The organism is Streptomyces sp. NPDC003038 (assembly GCF_040611115.1).
Taxonomy (GTDB): domain Bacteria; phylum Actinomycetota; class Actinomycetes; order Streptomycetales; family Streptomycetaceae; genus Streptomyces.
In genome coordinates this window covers 61,288-77,034 of record NZ_JBEXNN010000016.1, presented here as the reverse complement: position 1 = coordinate 77,034, position 15,747 = coordinate 61,288, and the positions used below count along the sequence as shown (strand labels likewise).

The following is a 15,747-nucleotide window of genomic DNA, read 5'->3' as shown; positions in this document are numbered from 1 at the left end:
TGGGCCGGTGTTCATCGGGCGGCCATGACCCGCGCCGGGCCGGGGCGCTTACCTTGAGCGCGTGAACGTTCCCGTCTGGGCCCAATGCGGCCTGCTGGCCATGGCCGCGATAGCCCTTCTCAGTGTCCGATCCACGCTGCGCAAGGTCCGCGGTGCGCAAGGCGCCCGCCGCACCGACGCCTGGCTCGATCTCGCCGACGCGGTGGCCGGTGTGGTGCTGTGCGTCAGCCTCGCCTCGGGCCGGCTGACCGTCGTCCTGTGCGTGCTGGCCGTGCAGGGGCCGGTGTTCGCGGCGCAGCTGATCCGCAGGTTCCGCCGCGGCGAGCCGACCCCTGACGGCCTGGATCCGACCGTCCGGCTAGGGCATTAGGCAGCGCCGACCGGCAGCCCGGCCACCAGCCCGCGCAGCAGCTCCGCGCCCCGCAGGGTCAGGACCGACTCCGGGTGGAACTGGACGCCCGCGAAGCCGGCGGCTTCCGAGCGCAGGGCGTGGACCTCGCCCGTCGACGGGTCCCTGGAGACCTCCACCCCGTGCGCGGCGAGGCGTGCGGACGCCTCCGCGTCGCAGTGCGCGGTGTACGTGTTGTAGAAGCCGACCACCTCCTCGGCCCCGAACAGGTCGATCCGCGTCTGCGCGCCCTGTGCCGGCTCCGCCTTGCGGATCAGCGGGAGCCCGAGCTCCGCCGCCAGCAGCTCGTGGCCCAGGCACACCCCGAGCAGGCCGTACCGGTGGCCGGCCAGCAGCTCCGCCGCCAGCGCCCGCAGCATCCGCATCTTGCGATCGCCCGCGTCGGCCGGGTTCCCCGGGCCGGGGCCCAGCACGATCGGCCCGGTCCACGCCAGGGCCGCGGCCCGCAGCCCCGGATCGTCGTAGCGGCGTACGGTCACCTCCAGCCCGGCCACCCGCAGCACGTGGGCCAGCATCGCCGTGAAGGTGTCCTCGGCGTCCACCACCAGGGCGTGGCCGGTCAGGGAGGAGGGCTGTTCCTGCATGCGGAGCCAGAACGGGGCCAGGTCGGCCCGCCGGGCCGCCAGCGCCGCCTGCACCCGCGGGTCCTCCGCCAGTCCCGGCGCGTCGAAGGCCGGCCGGGGCGCGGCCGCCCGTACCCCGAGCGCCGCCAGCACCCCCGCCGCCTTCGCGTGCGTCTCGGCCACCTCGCCGGCCGGGTCGGAGTGCCGCACCAGGGTCGCCCCCACCGGCACGCGCAGCGTCCCGTCGGCCGCGATGTCGGCGGTGCGGATCAGGATGGGGGAGTCCAGCGTCTGGGCCCCCGCCGAGTCCAGCCCGAGCAGGGCGAGCGCGCCCGCGTAGTAGCCGCGGCCACCCGTCTCGTACCGTTCGATCACCCGGCAGGCGTTCTGCACGGGCGAGCCGGTCACGGTCGCCGCGAACATCGTCTCGCGCAGCACCTCGCGCACGTCCAGCGAGGAGCGTCCGCGCAGCTCGTACTCGGTGTGCGCGAGGTGGGACATCTCCTTCAGCCTCGGCCCGACGACGACCCCGCCCATGTCGCCGACCGTGCACATCATCTTCAGTTCCTCGTCGACGACCATCGACAGTTCCTCGGTCTCCTTGCGGTCGCCGAGGAAGGCGAGGAGCGACTCGGCCGTCGGCCCTTCGGCGGGATAGCGGTACGTCCCGCTGATCGGGTTCATCACGACCGTGCCGCCCGTGCCGCCCATGCCGCTTCCCCCGTCCTCGAACGGAAGCGCTCCGCGCCCGCCCCGCCCGTTCGACATCCGTACGTGCACCTCGGGGCTCGCCCCGACCAGCGTGCGCCCTTCCGTCTCCCGCCGCCGCCCTTCCCCGGAGGGCCCCGCGGGCCCCGTCGCGTTTCCGGTGTGGACGACGTACGTCCAGTACGCCCCGCGCTCGCCCAGCAGCAGCCGCCGGAACAGCGCGAGCGCGTCGGCGCGGCCGAAGCCGTCGATCCGGCCCTCGTAGGTGCGCCGGATGACGAAATTGGCGCCCTCCCCGCGGCCGATCTCGTCCCGGATGACGCGCTCGACGGTGGCCGCGTACTCCGCGTCGGGGACGTCGAAGCCGCCGTCCTCGACCCGGACCTCATGCGCGGGCAGCGCGGCCAGCGCCTGGGCGAGCGGGATCTCGTACGCCTCCTCGGCGACCAGCACGCTCAGCGGCGTGCCGTCGTCGCGTACGTCGAAACCGCGCTCGCGGATCTGCCGGAAGGGGACGAGGGCGAGGGTGGGCAGCCGCCCGACGGGGAGGTCGGCGAGGCGCTCGGCCTCGTGGACCTGGCCGATAAGCACCTCGACGGTGTCGTGATCGCGACCGGGGGTCCGCCGGCGCAGGAGTGCGAAGGGCGGGCAGGAGTCGTCGAGCAGCCGGCTGAGGGGGCTGGGTTCCATGGGGCGGGGCGTCCTTCCGGTGGGAGGAGCGGCCCGCGTCCGTAGAACGCGGAAGGCCGCCCCTCGGGGCGGCCTTCGCGTCGGTCGTGTCGTTACGTACGCGCGAGAAGTGGGCCGCCGGGAGCGGGCCACCACCAGTTCTGGTTCGAGTGCGCGTACATGCGGCGACCCTAACGCACCCGCGACCCCCTCGGGGTGATCGTGTCCAGAGTGTGGGCAGTGGGCCGAGATGGGCACGGGACCTCGTAACCTGGATCTGTGACTGTGAACGTTGAGCCCTCAGCTGCCCGTGTGCCCACCTGGCGTAACCTGCCTGCCGCGCAGCAGCCGAGCTATCCCGATGCCCGGGCGCTGGAGCAGGTCGTCAAGGACCTGGAGTCCTTCCCGCCGCTCGTCTTCGCGGGCGAGTGCGACCAGCTGCGCGACCGCCTCGCGGTCGTCGCCAAGGGCGAGGCGTTCCTGCTGCAGGGCGGCGACTGTGCCGAGGCCTTCGACGCCGTGTCCGCCGAACAGATCCGCGCCAAGCTCAAGACCTTGCTGCAGATGTCAGCGGTTCTGACGTACGCGGCCTCCGTGCCCGTCGTCAAGGTCGGCCGCATCGCGGGCCAGTACTCCAAGCCGCGCTCCAAGGACACCGAGACCCGCGACGGCACCACCCTGCCGACCTACCGCGGTGACTCCGTCAACGGCTTCGCCTTCACCGAAGAGGCCCGGATCCCGGACCCCGAGCGGCTGAAGCGCATGTACCACGCGTCGGCTTCGACGCTGAACCTGGTGCGCGCCTTCACCACCGGTGGCTACGCCGACCTGCGCCAGGTGCACGCCTGGAACCAGGACTTCGTGAAGAACTCCCCGTCGGGGCAGCGCTACGAGCAGCTCGCGCGGGAGATCGACAACGCGCTGAACTTCATGAAGGCGTGCGGCACCGACCCGGCCGAGTTCAAGGCCGTCGAGTTCTACGCCTCCCACGAGGCGCTGCTGCTCGACTACGAGGGCGCGCTGACCCGCACGGACTCGCGTACCGGCAAGCTGTACGACACCTCCGCCCACATGGTCTGGATCGGTGAGCGCACCCGCCAGCTGGATCACGCGCACATCGAGTTCTGCTCGCAGATCGCCAACCCGATCGGCATCAAGCTCGGCCCCACCACCACGGTGGACGAGGCGCTGACGTACATCGACCGCCTCGACCCCGAGCGCGAGCCGGGCCGGCTGACCTTCGTCGTCCGGATGGGCGCCGACAAGGTCCGCGACAAGCTCCCCGAGCTGGTCGAGAAGGTGACCGCCTCCGGCGCGACCGTCGCCTGGGTCACCGACCCGATGCACGGCAACACCTTCGAGGCGGCCTCCGGCCACAAGACGCGGCGTTTCGACGACGTGCTCGACGAGGTCAAGGGCTTCTTCGAGGTCCACAAGGGCCTCGGTACCCACCCGGGCGGCATCCACGTCGAGCTCACCGGTGACGACGTCACCGAGTGCGTGGGCGGCGGCGACGAGATCTTCGTCGACGACCTGCACCAGCGCTACGAGACGGCCTGCGACCCGCGGCTCAACCGCAGCCAGTCCCTGGACCTGGCGTTCCTGGTCGCCGAGATGTACCGCGACCAGTAGGGATCAGTCAGTACCTTCCTACGGCGATGGGGCGCGGATCGATGTGATCCGCGCCCCACCGTCGTACCCGGGCTTTTAGGTCACCCTAACTTTCGGTACGGTTAGGTAAGCCTCACCGAATCGGGGCTGGCTCGCCGAACTTTTCCTCGCCCAGGGGGTGAACCGCGTGTACGTCTGCTCTTGCTTCGGCATCACCGACAAGCAGGTCAAGGACCACGCGGCTGCCGGCGCCTGCACCCCCCGCCAGATCGCCTCCGCGACGAAGGCCGGCACCGACTGCGGCTCCTGCGTCCGCACCATCCAGGGCATCCTCGGCCGCGGGGCCTGCCCGCGCCGGGAACTGCTGGAGAAGGGCGAAGCGGCGGCCGTGCTGGCCGCCGACGCGCAGCGCGCTCCCGAGCCCGAGCTGGCCGAAGCGGCCTAGCCTCCGGCTCTCCCGGTTCTACCGGCTCTGCCGGCTCTGCCGGTTCTGCCGGTTCTCCTAGCCCTCCGGCTGCTCGATCAGCTGCGCGATGTAGAGCGGCTCACCGATGCTCTCGATGAGCTCCAGCTGGGTGTCCAGGTAGTCGATGTGGTGCTCCTCGTCCTCCAGGATCTCCTCGAAGAGCCGGGCGGAGGTGACGTCACCCTTGCCGCGCATGACCTCGATCCCGCGCTTGAGCCGGTCGATGGCCTCGACCTCGACCTGGCGGTCCGCCTGGAACATCTCCGTGATCGTCTGTCCCACGCGCACGTGGAAGAGGCGCTGGTAGTTCGGCAGACCGTCGAGCATGAGGATGCGCTCGGTGATCTTGTCCGCGTGCTTCATCTCGTCGATGGATTCTTCACGCGTGTACTTGGCGAGCTTGGTCCAGCCCTTGTTGTCCTGGATGCGGTAATGCAGCCAGTACTGGTTGATGGCGGTCAGCTCGCCGGTCAGCTGCTCGTTCAGAAACTCAAGGACCTCGGGGTCGCCCTGCATCGCAGAGGCTCCTTCCAGGCAGTGTCAGCTATGTGACGGGGCAGGTGCGCGCATCCTCGCACCGCCGTAGGAGGGCGTCCAGTAAGTGCCTCCTTAGTGGGAGTTGCCGTGACTTGCCCGAATCGGCCCAGACCTGGTCATGACCACCCTGCCCAGTCTGTCACCATGGAGTCATGGGTCAGCCGGAAAGCCGGGAATCTCCGGGAGCAGAGCAGTTGGAGCTTCCACCGGGGCAGCGGTTGCAGCGAGGCTGGCCGGTCACCCATTACGGCCCCGTCCCCAAGTTCAAGCCGGACCGCTGGGAGTTCCGCGTCTTCGGCGCGACGGCCGACGGTGAGAAGCACTGCTGGAACCACGAGGAGTTCGCGGCCCTGCCGTTCGAATCGGTCGTGGCGGACCTGCACTGCGTGACGAAATTCAGCATGCCGGGCGCCGAATGGGGCGGCGTGCTCGCCCGTACGGTCCTCGCGCTGGCGCCGCCCGCGCCCCAGGTGACGCACGTGATGGTGTGGGCCGAGTACGGCTTCAGCTCCAATCTGCGGCTGGCCGACTTCGCCTCGGAGCGGACCGTCTTCGCCACGCACCAGGGCGGCGAACTGCTCACCGCCGAGCACGGATTCCCGCTGCGGCTCGTGGTCCCGCACCTGTACGCCTGGAAGGGCCCCAAGTGGGTCCGCGGCGTCGAGTACATGACCGCCGACCGCCGCGGTTTCTGGGAGGAGCGGGGCTACCACAACATCGGCGACCCCTGGCGCGAGCAGCGTTACTCGTACCAGGAGGAGCCGGGGGACGGGCCCGAGCTGTAGAGCGTTCTCACCCGATGGTGGGACTGCTCAATGGCGGTACCGGTGGACGACGCGGCACTGGTGGACGACACGGTCCCGGTGGACGACCGCGTGACCCTTGCCGCGGCCGATCACCCACCCGTCGAATCACACCGAGCCGCGCAGCTCCTTCAGCAGCGCCACGTCCGCCGCATGGCCCTCCTTGCCGCCGGGGGTCTCCGTGATCAGCGGTACGCCCTCCATAGCCGGGTGCGTGAACAGCTCGGCGAAGGCGTCCCGGCCGATGTGGCCCTGGCCGATGTTGGCGTGACGGTCCTTGTGCGCTCCCACGCCCTCCTTGGAGTCGTTCGCGTGGACCAGTTTCAGCCGGCCCTCGCCCACCGTGTCCACCAGCAGGTCCAGCGTCTGCTTCGTCCCGCCCGGCTCGGCCAGGTCGTGCCCCGCCGCGAAGACGTGGCAGGTGTCCAGGCAGATCCCGAGCTTGGGGTGGTGGTCCAGGGCCTCGAAGTACGGTCCGAAGTCCCAGGTCCGCGAGCACAGTGAGGAGCCCTGCCCGGCCGTGGACTCCAGCAGCAGGAACGGGTCGTCCTCGTGGGTCAGCTCATCCAGCAGCGGCAGCATGTACTGCCTGACCTGCGCGTACGCCGCTTCGCGCGGGCGGCCTCCGGTCGCCGAACCGGTGTGGACGACCACCCCGAGCGCGCCGATCTCCCGGCCCCGGCGCAGCGAGTGGCGCAGGGACTCCACCGACTTCTCGACCGTCGCCTCGGTGTGCGAGCCGAAGTTGATCAGGTACGGCGCGTGCACGTAGGCCGGGATGGACCCGGCCGCGCACTCCGCCCGGAACCGTGCGTCCTGCGCCGGATTTCCGACGGGTGTGGCCCAGCCGCGCGGATTGGCGACGAAGACCTGGACCGCCTCGGCGCCCATCTCGCGGGCATAGGCGAGTCCGACCGAGGCGAGCCCGCCGGCGACGGGGACGTGCCCGCCCACGGGATTGCGGTTCATGGGCGTGCGTATGGCCTGCTCCGCGTGGTCCACGTGTCCCTACAGTCCCTTGGTCTTGATGGTGATGGTGCTGCCCTCGGGGGCGTTCTGGCCGCCCGGGACCGACTGGGCGTCCACGGTGTTGCTGAAGGAGAGGAAGGGCCGGTCCACCTTCACCTTGAAGCCCGCGGCCTCCAGTGCCTTGCGGGCCGCTTCCACGTCCTGGCCCGTCACGTTCGGGACCGGGAGCTGGCGGGGGCCCTTGGAGAGGGTCAGCGTGACCGTCTCCCCGGCCGCGGCCTGGGTGCCGGCGCCGACCGACTGGTTGGCGACCGTACCGGCCGGCGAGGCGGAATTCACCTGTTCGGCCGCGGTCTCGACCTTCAGCCCGAGCCCCTCCAGCGTGCTGCGCGCCTGGTCGACGGGGACCCCGGCCACGCTCGGGACCTGCACCGGGCGTCCCTTGCTGACCACGAGCGCGACCGCCGTGTTCGGCGCCCGCTTCTCGCCGCCCACCGGGTCCGAGCTGATCACCGAACCCTGGGCGACGTCCTGGCTGAAGGCCTGCGTGACGATGCCGGGCGAAAGTCCCGCCTTCGTCAGCTCGGCCTTCGCCTCCTCCAGCGGCCTGCCCTTGAGATTGGGCACGGCGACGACCTCGGGGCCGCGCGAGATGGTGATCGTCACCGCGCCGTTGCCGCGGATGCGCTTGCCGCCCGGGGGATCGGTGTTCATGACGGTCCCCCGGTCGAAGGCGTCGCTGAACTTCCTGTCGACCCGCTTCACCCCGAGGCCGGCGGCCGACAGCTGCGCCTTGGCCTGCTCCTCCGTCTTGCCGAGGAGGTTGGGGACCTTGGTGAACTGGCCGGAGTTGATGTACCAGAGGCCGGTGCCCAGGCCGAGGGTGAGCAGGACGCCGGCGACGACGAGGAGCACGCCGCGGCGGGGGCGCTGCAGCCGGCGCGGCGGACGGGAGTCGACGGGAGGGGGCGGAGGCAGCGTCTCCAGGCGGGAGGTGTGGTGCACGGGCTGCTGCACGGCCACCGGCCGGGGGATCACCCCGGTGCGGTCCTCGGTGGCGGTCCGCTCCGTGGCGCGCGCCTGCGGCGGTACGGCGTCCAGCTCGGCGTCGCTGAGCCGTGCGCGGGCCTCCAGGGTGAGGCCGAGCAGGGCGGCGGCGTCGTGGGGACGCAGCTCGGGGCCGCGGGCGGCGGCGTGCAGGACGAGCTCGTCGAGGCCGGCGGGGAGCCCGGGGACGGCGGCCGAGGGGGGCGGTACGTCTTCGTGGAGGTGCCGGTAGAGCACCTGGGCGGGGTTGACGCCGGTGTGGGGCTTGGAGCCGGTGAGCATCTCGTAGAGCACGACTCCGCAGGCGTAGACGTCGACGCGGGTGTCGGTGACGCCGTTCTCGATCTGCTCGGGAGCCAGGTAGGAGACGGTGCCGAGGACGGAGCCGGTGGTGTGGGTGACGGAGTCGACGGACCGGACCAGCCCGAAGTCGGCGACCTTGACCCGGCCGTCGTCGCCGATCAGGACGTTCTCGGGCTTCATGTCGCGGTGGACGAAGCCGGCCCGGTGGGCGGCGCCGAGCGCGGCGAGCACCGGTTCGAGGATGTCGAGGGCGGCCCGGGGCTGGAGCGCGCCGCGCTCGCGGAGCACGTCGCGCAGGGTGCAGCCGGAGACGTACTCCATGGCGAGGTAGACGTACGGCCCGTCCGTGCCCTGGTCGAAGACGGCGACCACGTTGGGGTGCGCGAGCCGGGCCACGGACTTCGCCTCCCGGATGAACCGGTCGACGAAGGCGGCGTCGGAGGCGAGCGCCGGGTGCATCACCTTCAGCGCGAGGACGCGGTCGAGGCGGGTGTCGACGGCCCGGTAGACCGTGGCCATGCCGCCGGCCGCGATGCGGGCGTCGATGCGGTAGCGGCCGTCGAGCACGCGCCCGACGAGGGGGTCATCCAGGGTCGTATCCACCCGGCGATTCTATTGGCGCGATGGCGTGCCCCGACCGGGGCGGGTCGGGCTTGCAGCGCAGCTGTGACGCACCCGTCTGCGGACCGTTGCCGGGGACCGGCCCCCGGACCCCCGCGCCTCAAACGCCGGCGGACCACCCAGCCCCGTCGGCGTTTGAGGCGAGGGGGTCCGGGGCGGAGCCCCGGCTACGGTCCGCAGACGGGCAGCGTCAGAACGCCGGGCGTTCCGGGTCGAGGGTGGCGCGGCCCTCCGCGGGGGACGAGGCGTGGGCGAAGCGGCGCTGGGGGATGCGGCCGGCGCGAAAGGCGAGGCGTCCCGCCGACACGGCGTCCCGCATGGCCGCGGCCATCAGTACCGGCTCCTGCGCCCGCGTCACCGCCGACGCCAGCATCACCGCCGCGCAGCCCAGTTCCATCGCCAGCGCCGCGTCGGAGGCGGTTCCGGCGCCCGCGTCGAGGATGACCGGGATCCCCGCCCGTTCGGTGATCAGCTCGAAGTTGTGCGGGTTGCGGATGCCCATGCCGGAGCCGATGGGGGAGCCCAGCGGCATGATCGCGGCGCAGCCCACGTCCTCCAGCTTCCGCGCGAGCACGGGATCGTCGTTCGTGTACGGGAGGACCGTGAAGCCCTCGTCCACGAGGATCTCGGCCGCGTCCAGCAGCTCCACGCCGTCGGGCAGGAGGGTGCGCTCGTCCGCGACGACCTCCAGCTTGATCCAGTCGGTGCCCAGCGCCTCCCGGGCCAGCCGGGCGGTCAGGACGGCTTCGCCCGCCGTGAAGCAGCCCGCCGTGTTCGGCAGGACCGAGATGCCCAGCTTGGAGAGCACCGACAGCACGGAGCCCTGGACGGTGGGGTCCAGCCGGCGCATCGCCACCGTCGTGAGTTCCGTGCCGGAGGCGATCAGGGCGCGTTCGAGGACGTCCAGGCTCGGGGCCCCGCCCGTACCCATGATCAGGCGGGAGGAGAAGGTCCGGCCGGCGAGGGTGAAGAGGTCGTCCGCCATGGTCAGCCTCCCTGGACGGCGCTGAGGATCTCGACCCGGTCGCCGTCGCCCACCGGTGTGGCCGGCCACTGCCGGCGCGGGACCACGGTCTCGTTGAGCGCGGCGGCCACGCCGGACGGGGCGGCGGTCAGGGTGGCGACCACCGTGTCGAGCGTGGTGCCGGCCGCGACCTCGCGCGGCTCGCCGTTGACGGAGATGGTCATGCGTACGACTCCTGACGCGTGGTGGCGGGCGCCGTCGGGAAGCGGCGCGGGGTGAAGGGGCGTGCGATCTCCGGGAGTTCGCCGGTGGTCAGCAGCTGCGCCATCACCTCGCCGGTGAGCGGGGTCAGCAGTACCCCGTTGCGGTAGTGGCCGGTGGCCAGGTGCAGCCCAGGCAGGTCGGTCGGGCCGATCAGCGGGGCGTTGTCGGGTGAGCCGGGCCGCAGACCGGCCCGGGTCTCGGTGAGGGGGAGTTCGGTGATGCCGGGCACCAGCTCGTGGGCGTCGCGCAGGAGTTCGTACACCCCGCCCGCGGTGACCGTCGTGTCCCAGCCGAGCTCCTCGCTGGTGGCGCCGATGACGAGCTCGCCGTTCTCGCGGGGGACGAGGTAGACGTGGCTGCCGCGCACGACGGCCCGTACGGTCCGCGAGAGGAAGGGCGCGTACGCGGCGGGCACCGCGAGCCGGAGCACCTGGCCCTTGACCGGCCGTACCGGAGCCGTCACCTCCGGCGGTACGCCGGCCAGCCGGCCGCTGAGGGACCCGGCCGCCAGGACCACCTGGTCCGCGCGCAGCTCCGTACCGTCGTCGAGCACCGCTCCGCAGGCCCGGTCGGCGGTCACGAGCAGTCGCGCCGCGGCCGACCGGTGGATCACCACGCCGGCGCCCTCGCAGGCGGTCAGCAGCGCGGACGCGAGCCGGCGCGGGTCGACCTGGTGGTCGCCGTCGACGCGCAGGCCGCCGCGTACGCCCGGGGCCAGCATCGGTTCCAGGCGTCGGCACTCGCGGCCGGTGAGCCACTGCGACTCCAGGCCGCAGCGGCGCTGCAGGGCGTGCAGCTCGCGCAGGTGAAGGCGGTCGTCGGCGTCGAGGGCGACGGCGAGGGTGCCGCAAGCGCGGTAGCCGATGTCCATGCCGCCGGTCGCGTCGGCCAGCTCGGCGGTGAACTCCGGGTAGCGGGCGGCGGAGGCGAGGCCGAGCCCCAGCAGGGCCTCCTCGCCGTAGTGCAGCTCGGTGACGGGGGCGAGCATGCCGGCCGCGACCTGGGCGGCGCCGCCGCCGGGCGCGGGGTCGGCGAGTACGGTGCGCAGCCCGAGCCGGGCCGTGCGCCAGGCGGTGACCAGGCCGATGATCCCGCCCCCGATGACGAGGACGTCGGAGCCTGTCCTCGGAGGTGAGTGCGGTCGTGATGAGTGCATGGGCGTCCAGCCCCTCCCTTCGCCGGCATGACCCGGATCAGGTTCGTACGGTCGGAGGCCGGCCAGCCTCCCTCTCAGCCCGGTGCGCCCGGACTCCCGCGATAGGTACGGTGGCCAGACTAACCCCGCCGCCGACGGCCGGTAAGGCGGCACCTGTTCCTGACGGGCCGTCAGATGATTAGGGTGGCCGGGTGAGCGAGCAGACGGAACAGACTCAGAGCGGCGTCGTGATCGTCGGCGCCGGAATGGCCGGGGTGCAGACCGCGGTCGCCCTGCGGGAGCAGGGCTTCGCGGGCCCCGTGACCCTGCTGGGCGCCGAACCCCACCAGCCCTACGACCGCCCCCCGCTGTCCAAGGCGGTGCTGCTCGGCAAGGCCGAGGACTCCGCCTTCGACGTGGACTTCGAGGAACTCGGCATCGAGCTCAGGCTCGGGACCGAGGTCACCGGGCTGCGGGCCGCCGAGCGCGAGCTGGACACGGAGGCGGGACCGGTCCCGTACGAGGTCCTCGTACTGGCGACGGGCGCCCGACCGCTGACCCTGCCCGGGTCCGAGGGCGTCCCGGGCGTGCACCTGCTGCGCACGCTGGACGACGCGGCGCGGCTGCGGCCCGTCCTGGCGGCGGCGCCCGCGATCGTCGTCGTCGGGGCGGGGTGGATCGGCGCGGAGTTCGCCACCGCCGCCCGGGAGGCGGGCTGCGCGGTGACCGTGGTCGAGGCGGCGGACCGGGTCCTGGCGGGCGCCCTGCCCGCGGAGGTCGCGGAGCCGATGGGGCACTGGTACGCGCGGGCGGGCGCCCGGCTGATCACCGGTGCGAAGGTCGCCGCGATCGAGGAGGGCCGGGTCCTGCTCGCGGACGGCCGCGAGCTGGCGGCCGGCGCGGTGGTCGTGGGCATCGGAGCCCGTCCGGCCACCGGGTGGCTGGCGGGCAGCGGCGTGGAGCTGGGCCCGGACGGCTCGGTCACCGCCGACGCGTACCTGCGGACCTCGCTGCCCGGCGTGTACGCGGTCGGCGACTGCTCCTCCTTCCCCTCGGCCCGTTACGGGACGCGGCTGCTGGTCCACCACTGGGACAACGCGCTCCAGGGGCCGAGGGCGGTCGCGGCGAACATCCTCGCGGGCGAGCCGGCCGCGGTCTACGACCCGGTGCCCTACTTCTGGTCGGAGCAGTTCGGCCGCTTCGTGCAGTACGCCGGCTACCACGGCGGGGACGACACCCTGCTGTGGCGCGGCGATCCCGCCGAGGCGGCGTGGTCGGTGTGCTGGCTGCGCGAGGGCGCACTGGTCGCGGTCCTGGCCGTGGGCCGCCCCCGCGATCTGGCGCAGGGCCGCAAGCTGATCGAGACGGCCGCTCCCCTGGACCCGGCGAAGGCGGCGGACCCCGCGGTTCCACTGAAGTCGGCCACCCTCTGACCCCGCCGGACCCCGCCGGACCATGTCGGACCCCGCCGGACCCCGCCGGGGGCGGGGCCGGAACCCGTACGGGGCCGCTCGGGTACCGGCGGCACGTCCGAGATGGCAGGCTTGTCCTCGTGACCGAGATTGACGCAAAGATCGATGCCCTTGTCCCCGCATGGCTGTACCTCCCCGACATCGCGGAGATGCTCGACATCGAGGTGACCCGGGTCCGCCAGATGGTCAAGGAAGGGCAGCTGATCGCCGTACGCCGTGGCGAGAACCGCTCCCTGCAGGTCCCGGCCCCCTTCATCGACGGCGACAAGGTCGTCAAGGGGCTCGTCGGCCTGCTGACCGTGCTGCGCGACGACGGCTTCTCCGACGAGGAGATCCTGGAGTGGCTCTTCACCCCCGACCCGACCCTGCCCGGCACCCCCGCCGAGGCGCTGAGCGAGAATCGCGGCACGGAGGTGAAGCGCCGCGCTCAGGCGCTCGCTCTGTGACCTGATCCGCTCCACCGCGGTGTACGGGCCGCGAACGGCTCGTACACCGCCCACCCACGGGGGGTTTACCCATGCGCGCCCAGCTGTCCGACGCCCGGCTCTACCTCTGCACGGACGCCCGCAAGCGCCAGGGTGACCTCCCCGAGTTCCTGGACGCCGTCCTGGCGGGCGGTGTGGACATCGTCCAGCTCCGGGACAAGGGGATGGAGGCGGGGGAGGAGCTCGAACACCTCCAGGTGTTCGCCGAGGCGGCACGACGCCACGGCAAGCTCCTCGCCGTCAACGACCGCGCCGACGTCGCCCACGCCATCGGCTCCGACGTCCTGCACCTCGGCCAGGGCGACATCCCCGTCCCCGCCGCCCGCGCCATCCTGGGCGAGGACCTGCTCATCGGCCGGTCCTGCCACGCCGAGGCCGAGGTCGACGCGGCCGCCGCCGAGCCCGGCGTCGACTACTTCTGCACCGGTCCCTGCTGGCCCACCCCCACCAAGCCCGGCCGCTTCGCCCCCGGCCTCGGGCTGGTCCGGTACGCGGCCTCCCTGGACCAGGAGCGGCCCTGGTTCGCCATCGGCGGCATCGACGGCACGAATCTGGACGAGGTGCTCGACGCGGGCGCCACCCGGGTCGTGGTCGTGCGCGCCCTGACCGAGGCCACCGACCCGGGTGCGGCCGCCGCAGACCTGGCCAAGCGCGTCCGAGCCCGCCTCGGCGCCTGAGCGGGTGTCCGGCGGATCGCGGCCGGGCCCCGCGCGCGGAAGTGTCCAGAAACGTGTCCAATGGATGGACGCGGCTTCGGTGTCCGCCGGGCCGCGTCTAACCTGCCCGTATGGCCCTTGGTACCGCTTCCACCTGGACGGATCGTGCACACACGGTTCGTGACCTGCTCGCGTCCGGGAGCTCGTACTCCTTCGAGTTCTGGGCCCCGAAGACGGAGAAGGGCGAGCGCAACCTCTGGAACGCGCTGCGCCGGGTCGAGGCGGTATCCCCGAGCTTCGTCTCCGTGACCTACGGAGCCGGCGGCTCCACCCGCGGCGGCACCGTCCGCGCCACGCAGCAGATCGCCGCGGACACCACCCTGACCCCGGTCGCGCACCTCACCGCCGTGGACCACTCGGTCGCCGAGCTGCGCAATGTCATCGGACAGTTGGCCGACGCCGGGATCCGGAACATGCTCGTCGTGCGCGGAGACCCGCCGGGCGACCCCATGGGCGAGTGGGTGGCGCACCCCGAGGGCGTGCACTACGCCGCCGACCTGGTCCGACTCGTCAAGGAGTCCGGCGACTTCTGCGTCGGCGTCGCGGCCTTCCCCGAGATGCACCCGCGCTCCACGGAATGGGACACGGACATCAAGCACTTCGTGGACAAGTGCCGCGCCGGCGCCGACTACGCGATCACCCAGATGTTCTTCGATCCGGAGAATTATCTGCGGCTGCGCGACAGCGTCGCCAAGACCGGCTGCGAGACCCCGATCATCCCCGAGGTCATGCCCGTTGTGGGCATCAAGCAGCTCGACCGGCTGCCCCAACTCAGCAACGCGGTCTTCCCCGCTGACGTGAAAGAGCGCATGCTCGCCGTCAAGGACGACCCCGCCGCTGTACGCTCCATTGGCATCGAGTTCGCCACGGAGTTCTGCGCGAGGCTGCTGTCCGAGGGTGTCCCGGGGCTGCACTTCATCACGTTGAACAATTCCACGGCGACTCTCGAAATCTACGAGAACCTGGGTCTGCACCAGCGGGCCTGATCGGCCGGCACCCCTTCCCTGGGCGGTCGGTCGTACCGAGAGGGGCCAAGCATGGCCATGACGGTCCTCTACATCGCGTTCGGCATCGTCGCGCTGTGGCTGCTTGCCGAGGTCCTGATGCAGTACAAGGCCCGGCTGCGCTGGCGGCTGCTCGCCTTCGCCGGCTTCCTCGGCGTCGTCGCCGGCGTGCTGTTGCCGTCGGTCCTCGTCATCGGAGCCGGCGCGGCCGCGTTCGCCGTGGGCCAGACCCTGGTGACGCTCTCCTTCCGCAAGGGCTTCGTGGCCGGCTGGGCGCTGCGCCGCGGCGGGGAACCCGTACGGCAGTCCAGACGGCGCCGCTCCGGCGGTGGTTCGCGTCCCGAACCCGCCCTGCAGGTGACCGCACTGGAGTACGGCGCCGAAGGCGCGGCCGAAACCGCGTCCGGGACCGAGGCCGCAACCGCGTCCGCGTACGAGGCCGAAGAGCGGTCCGGCGAGCAGCGGTTCGGGGAGACGGCCGAGGACATCTACAGTCCGCAGCCGATGCCCGACGACACCGGCTCCTACGGCATCCAGAGCTTCGCGCCCGCGCCCGGCGCCGACCAGACGGGCGCCTTCGCCCCGTCGTACACCACGCCCGAGCAGGACGCCCACCAGTACGCCGCGTACTACGACCCGCAGGCACAGGGCGGCTCCGGCGGCTACGACTACACCACCGGCTACCCGACGGGCGAACAGCCGGTCTACGCCGCCTACTCGGACCCGTACATCGGCACCGGCGGCGGCGTCACCCCGCCCGGCGCCGACTACGGGGCCTACACCCCGTACGCCGACTACGGGCAGCAGCAGTACTCCATGGACACCCCGCCCGGCGGAGTGTGGGTCCCGCAGCAGCGCGATGTCGCCCAGCCCTACCCGGCGGACGAGCAGGCGCAGCAGCAGCCGCCGCAGCAGGGGTACCCGTACCAGGGCACCGGCGAGTACGAGCAGTACCGCTACTGACCCCCTCCGGGCTCCTCCGGGCCGGGCGGCTGCCGGGC

16 protein-coding genes and 1 riboswitch are annotated in these 15,747 nt (G+C 72.2%); of the genes, 9 read left to right on the top strand and 7 right to left on the bottom strand.

The window, feature by feature from the left end; genetic code table 11:
- The first annotated feature begins 61 nt into the window (after positions 1 to 61).
- Positions 62 to 370: a hypothetical protein gene (locus tag ABZX75_RS20930; RefSeq protein WP_355412603.1), complete on the top strand. Its 309-nt coding sequence runs from the start codon at positions 62 to 64 to the stop codon at positions 368 to 370.
- Here the strand turns inward: ABZX75_RS20930 and ABZX75_RS20925 are convergent.
- Complete coding sequence (locus tag ABZX75_RS20925) at positions 367 to 2,370, bottom strand: chorismate-binding protein (protein WP_355412601.1); 2,004 nt, start codon at positions 2,368 to 2,370, stop codon at positions 367 to 369. The two genes, ABZX75_RS20930 and ABZX75_RS20925, sit on opposite strands and share 4 nt — an antisense overlap.
- Positions 2,371 to 2,628: 258 nt before the next feature.
- On the opposite strand from ABZX75_RS20925, the gene ABZX75_RS20920 reads away from it, so the two are divergent.
- Together ABZX75_RS20920 and ABZX75_RS20915 are read left to right on the top strand one after the other, a co-directional pair.
- A complete protein-coding gene (locus ABZX75_RS20920; RefSeq protein WP_355412599.1) occupies positions 2,629 to 3,981 on the top strand; it encodes a class II 3-deoxy-7-phosphoheptulonate synthase in 1,353 nt (450 codons plus the stop codon).
- A 157-nt stretch (positions 3,982 to 4,138) separates the two neighbouring features.
- Positions 4,139 to 4,405: a (2Fe-2S)-binding protein gene (locus tag ABZX75_RS20915; RefSeq protein WP_355412597.1), complete on the top strand. Its 267-nt coding sequence runs from the start codon at positions 4,139 to 4,141 to the stop codon at positions 4,403 to 4,405.
- A gap of 57 nt (positions 4,406 to 4,462) precedes the next feature.
- Here ABZX75_RS20915 and bfr read toward each other — a convergent pair whose 3' ends face one another.
- Complete coding sequence (gene bfr / locus ABZX75_RS20910; RefSeq protein WP_355412595.1) at positions 4,463 to 4,942, bottom strand: bacterioferritin; 480 nt, start codon at positions 4,940 to 4,942, stop codon at positions 4,463 to 4,465.
- Between the two features lie 173 nt (positions 4,943 to 5,115).
- Here bfr and ABZX75_RS20905 point away from each other — a divergent pair, with 173 nt between their 5' ends.
- The gene (locus ABZX75_RS20905; RefSeq protein ID WP_355412593.1) at positions 5,116 to 5,748 is read left to right on the top strand and encodes a sulfite oxidase-like oxidoreductase; all 633 of its coding nucleotides are present in this window, start codon (positions 5,116 to 5,118) and stop codon (positions 5,746 to 5,748) included.
- A gap of 126 nt (positions 5,749 to 5,874) precedes the next feature.
- On the opposite strand, the gene ABZX75_RS20900 is transcribed toward ABZX75_RS20905, so the two are convergent.
- From ABZX75_RS20900 to thiO, 5 genes are all read right to left on the bottom strand, one after another.
- The gene (locus ABZX75_RS20900) at positions 5,875 to 6,735 is read right to left on the bottom strand and encodes a deoxyribonuclease IV (RefSeq protein WP_355412591.1); all 861 of its coding nucleotides are present in this window, start codon (positions 6,733 to 6,735) and stop codon (positions 5,875 to 5,877) included.
- 39 nt (positions 6,736 to 6,774) lie between these two features.
- Complete coding sequence (pknB, locus tag ABZX75_RS20895; protein WP_355412589.1) at positions 6,775 to 8,688, bottom strand: Stk1 family PASTA domain-containing Ser/Thr kinase; 1,914 nt, start codon at positions 8,686 to 8,688, stop codon at positions 6,775 to 6,777.
- A gap of 208 nt (positions 8,689 to 8,896) precedes the next feature.
- Positions 8,897 to 9,691, bottom strand: a complete 795-nt coding sequence (locus tag ABZX75_RS20890) for a thiazole synthase (RefSeq protein WP_355412587.1) — start codon at positions 9,689 to 9,691, stop codon at positions 8,897 to 8,899.
- A gap of 2 nt (positions 9,692 to 9,693) precedes the next feature.
- Positions 9,694 to 9,894: a sulfur carrier protein ThiS gene (gene thiS, locus ABZX75_RS20885; protein WP_355412585.1), complete on the bottom strand. Its 201-nt coding sequence runs from the start codon at positions 9,892 to 9,894 to the stop codon at positions 9,694 to 9,696.
- Entirely contained in the window at positions 9,891 to 11,090 is a 1,200-nt protein-coding gene (gene thiO / locus ABZX75_RS20880; protein ID WP_355412583.1) for a glycine oxidase ThiO, read from the bottom strand. Before thiO ends, thiS begins: the two co-directional genes overlap by 4 nt.
- Positions 11,088 to 11,200, bottom strand: a riboswitch (TPP riboswitch). It overlaps the preceding gene by 3 nt.
- A gap of 81 nt (positions 11,201 to 11,281) precedes the next feature.
- Between thiO and ABZX75_RS20875 the strand changes: the two genes are divergently transcribed.
- The 5 genes from ABZX75_RS20875 (at position 11,282) to ABZX75_RS20855 (ending at position 15,709) form a co-directional block, all read left to right on the top strand.
- On the top strand, positions 11,282 to 12,502 hold the full coding sequence (locus ABZX75_RS20875) for an FAD-dependent oxidoreductase (RefSeq protein WP_355412581.1): 1,221 nt from the start codon (positions 11,282 to 11,284) through the stop codon (positions 12,500 to 12,502).
- 119 nt (positions 12,503 to 12,621) lie between these two features.
- Positions 12,622 to 12,987, top strand: coding sequence for an Rv2175c family DNA-binding protein (locus ABZX75_RS20870; protein ID WP_355412579.1), 366 nt, complete (start codon positions 12,622 to 12,624; stop codon positions 12,985 to 12,987).
- Positions 12,988 to 13,058: 71 nt separating this feature from the next.
- Entirely contained in the window at positions 13,059 to 13,703 is a 645-nt protein-coding gene (thiE, locus tag ABZX75_RS20865) for a thiamine phosphate synthase (protein WP_355412577.1), read from the top strand.
- 110 nt (positions 13,704 to 13,813) lie between these two features.
- Positions 13,814 to 14,728: a methylenetetrahydrofolate reductase [NAD(P)H] gene (gene metF / locus ABZX75_RS20860; RefSeq protein ID WP_355412575.1), complete on the top strand. Its 915-nt coding sequence runs from the start codon at positions 13,814 to 13,816 to the stop codon at positions 14,726 to 14,728.
- A gap of 51 nt (positions 14,729 to 14,779) precedes the next feature.
- The gene (locus tag ABZX75_RS20855; protein WP_355412573.1) at positions 14,780 to 15,709 is read left to right on the top strand and encodes a hypothetical protein; all 930 of its coding nucleotides are present in this window, start codon (positions 14,780 to 14,782) and stop codon (positions 15,707 to 15,709) included.
- Positions 15,710 to 15,747 lie beyond the last annotated feature (38 nt).